The organism is Streptomyces sp. NPDC055749, from assembly GCF_053617235.1.
The window spans coordinates 1-2,665 of record NZ_JBSHFH010000120.1 but is presented as its reverse complement, the minus strand read 5'-3'; the positions used below and the strand labels follow the sequence as shown (position 1 = coordinate 2,665).

Here is a 2,665-nt window from a genome sequence, read left to right as displayed (position 1 = left end):
TTGTGGTCGTTTTCTGGCCCCCCCCGGTTTTTCATTTTGCCCCTCTAAAAATCGTGCGCCCCCGCTGGCGTTTGGCCCCCCGGGGCCCACGAGCGGCGGGCGATCACTTCAGCCCGCCATCCTTCACGTGTTGGCGCAGGTGTTCCCGAAGGCCGGGTTCAGCAGACCGATGACGTTCACGGTGTTGCCGCAGACGTTGACCGGCACGTGGACCGGAACCTGCACGAGGTTGCCGGAGAGAACGCCCGGGGAGTGCGCGGCGATGCCCTCGGCACCGGAGTCGGCCATGGCCGGTGCGGCTGCACCCAGAGCCATGAGAGTTCCGGCGGCGACGGCGGCAACCTTGGTGTACTTCACTTTTCGTCCCTTTCTCGCTGCGGAGTCCGGAGCGGCCACGACTTTCGTGCCGCACGAGCGCTGTCCTGCTCGCTCGTAACTCCGAAGCTGTAATTCGTAACGACCCACGACCGAGATCGAAACTCATTCCTGAGCAGATTCTCGGAAAATACCCCGATCGGCACAGCAGCAGGCCCGGGCCGCTCGGAGGAGGAATGCCGGCGGCCCGGGCCTGCGGTGCGGCCGGGTCAGCTGTTGTGCGCGCCGTTCCCGGAGAGGATCGGGATGCCGTCCAGGATGTGCGACAGGGGCTCGTCACCCTTGGCCTGGGTGGAGTTCTCGGTGCACTGCTGGTTCTGCGGCGAGGACAGGACGTTGACGTCCTGGACCGAGATCGGCACGACGCCGATGAGCGAACCGACGTTCCCCTTCAGCGGCAGACCGACACACGGCTTGTTGAGCGAGCCCTGGACCAGACCGAACTGGGGGCTCCAGTCACCGTGCGTCTCGGCGTTGCCGAACGCCTGCGAGGCGCCGTTGCCGTTGATCGAGGTCGTTCCTCCGTCGTCGCCGATCGCCATGGCCTGCGTAGCCGAGAGACCGAGGACGGAGGCGGCGACGGCACCCGTAGCCAGAACCTTCTTGATCACGATTAACCCTTCTCGTACCGATTGCCCCGTGCCGGAGCGCCCTGCCCAACTGGTCACGGCACGTTTGGTTCTCCGCATTCACTCGAATGCCGGGCGCTCGGGGTGGCGCGAAGGGGGGCACGCACGAGTTCCGTTCCCCCGCGGTGCCCCGACAGCACGAAAGGGCCCCCCGTCGGGGGCCCTTCCTCGTGCGCCGGCTGTCGTCAGAGCAGGTCGATGCCCAGGTCGACGTCCAGGAGGTCGTGGTCGTGGTGCCAGCCGCCGTGCGGGCCGCAGACCCACTGTCCGTGCCACCAGCCGCAGTCGGAGGGGGCGGCGGACTGGGTGGCGCCGGACGGCGCCTGCGCCGCTGCCACACCGGCGAGGGGAATGACGGCGAACGCGGCGACTGCGGCCGAGGCCGCGGCACGGCCGAGGAACTTGCGCATGGCTCTACTCCTAGTGCGCTGAAAATGGGGACACCAGAAGTATTACCCGATGAATCGGAATGGCGCGCTCTGTGCCCGCGAACGGCGAAACGGTCCGATCCGAACCATCTTCAGGCTTACGTTCGTACGGCCTACTGTTCGTGAAGAAATTGCGGACTCGGCAACGAAACAGGTGCCGCCGAACGTGGGCCGAGGCGTGCACGCACAGGCCGGTCAAGGGTGAGCGCGCAGTTCATTCAATGATCAATGTCCAGCGCGGAAGGGAAAGTTGAATCCCGCGCCCCGGTGGTCCCCTACGTACGCGAACGCACATACGTCATCCGTTCGGGTGGTTACACGATTTCCACGCGTCTTCAAGTTTCCCGCGCATGCCCCGTTCGTTATGGCTGTCGTCCGGCGCCCAGCTGGACTGCTTTCCCGTCGGGTGTGGAATGTCCTAGGAAAGGACAAGTAATGCGGCAGGTTTTGAGTAAAAGCATGATCGTCATGGCGGCGGCTTCGGGCATCCTGTCCGCGGCCGGCGGTTATGCACATGCCGACGCCTCGGCAGATGGTGCCGCTGTCGGTTCACCCGGGGTCGGTTCGGGCAACGCCGTGCAGGTGCCGGTGCACGTCCCGGTCAACCTCTGTGGCAACACCGTCAACGTGATCGCGCTGCTGAACCCCGCGTTCGGCAACACGTGCGCGAACGTCGACTCCGGCAAGGGCAAGGACAACGGCGGCCACCAGGGCGGCGCTTCCGCCGACGGCGCGGCCACCAACTCCCCGGGCGTGCTGTCGGGCAACCTGGTCCAGGCCCCCGTGCACCTGCCGGTCAACGCCTGTGGCAACACCGTCGATGTCGTCGGCGCGCTGAACCCGGCCATCGGCAACAACTGCGCCAACGTCAGCGGCCCGGACCACCAGCCGCCGCCGAAGGAAGAGCCCCCCACCGAGCAGCCGCCCACGGACAAGCCGCCGGTGGAGGAGCCCCCGGCCCACGAGCCGCCGCCGCAGGAGCCGCCGGCCAACGGGCCCCCGGCCGACGAGCCGCCCACCGACGAGCCCACCGAGCAGGCCCCCGCCGACCACGGTTCGCACCGTGCCGGTTCCGAGCTCGCCGAGACCGGTTCGGCCGGCCTCGGCCTGGCTGCCGGTGCGAGCGCCGTACTGATGCTCGGCGGCGCGGTGCTGATGCGCCGCACCCGCGGCTCGCAGGGCTGAGCCGAGGGCGACGGAGTGCAAGAGGGGCCGGCCGGACAGCTGTTGCTG

4 protein-coding genes are annotated in these 2,665 nt (G+C 67.8%); 1 reads left to right on the top strand and 3 read right to left on the bottom strand.

Features of this window, described 5'->3' with window-relative positions; all coding sequences use genetic code 11:
• Positions 1-123: 123 nt before the first annotated feature.
• The 3 genes from ACWGO0_RS37290 to ACWGO0_RS37280 all read right to left on the bottom strand — a co-directional run bounded on the left by ACWGO0_RS37290 (position 124) and on the right by ACWGO0_RS37280 (position 1,414).
• A complete protein-coding gene (locus tag ACWGO0_RS37290; RefSeq protein ID WP_453544875.1) occupies positions 124-357 on the bottom strand; it encodes a chaplin in 234 nt (77 codons plus the stop codon).
• A 227-nt stretch (positions 358-584) separates the two neighbouring features.
• On the bottom strand, positions 585-986 hold the full coding sequence (locus ACWGO0_RS37285; protein ID WP_453544874.1) for a rodlin: 402 nt from the start codon (positions 984-986) through the stop codon (positions 585-587).
• A gap of 203 nt (positions 987-1,189) precedes the next feature.
• On the bottom strand, positions 1,190-1,414 hold the full coding sequence (locus ACWGO0_RS37280; protein ID WP_453544873.1) for a hypothetical protein: 225 nt from the start codon (positions 1,412-1,414) through the stop codon (positions 1,190-1,192).
• Between the two features lie 453 nt (positions 1,415-1,867).
• On the opposite strand from ACWGO0_RS37280, the gene ACWGO0_RS37275 reads away from it, so the two are divergent.
• Positions 1,868-2,617 (top strand): chaplin, encoded by a 750-nt coding sequence (locus tag ACWGO0_RS37275; RefSeq protein WP_453544872.1) that lies wholly within the window; start codon positions 1,868-1,870, stop codon positions 2,615-2,617.
• Positions 2,618-2,665 lie beyond the last annotated feature (48 nt).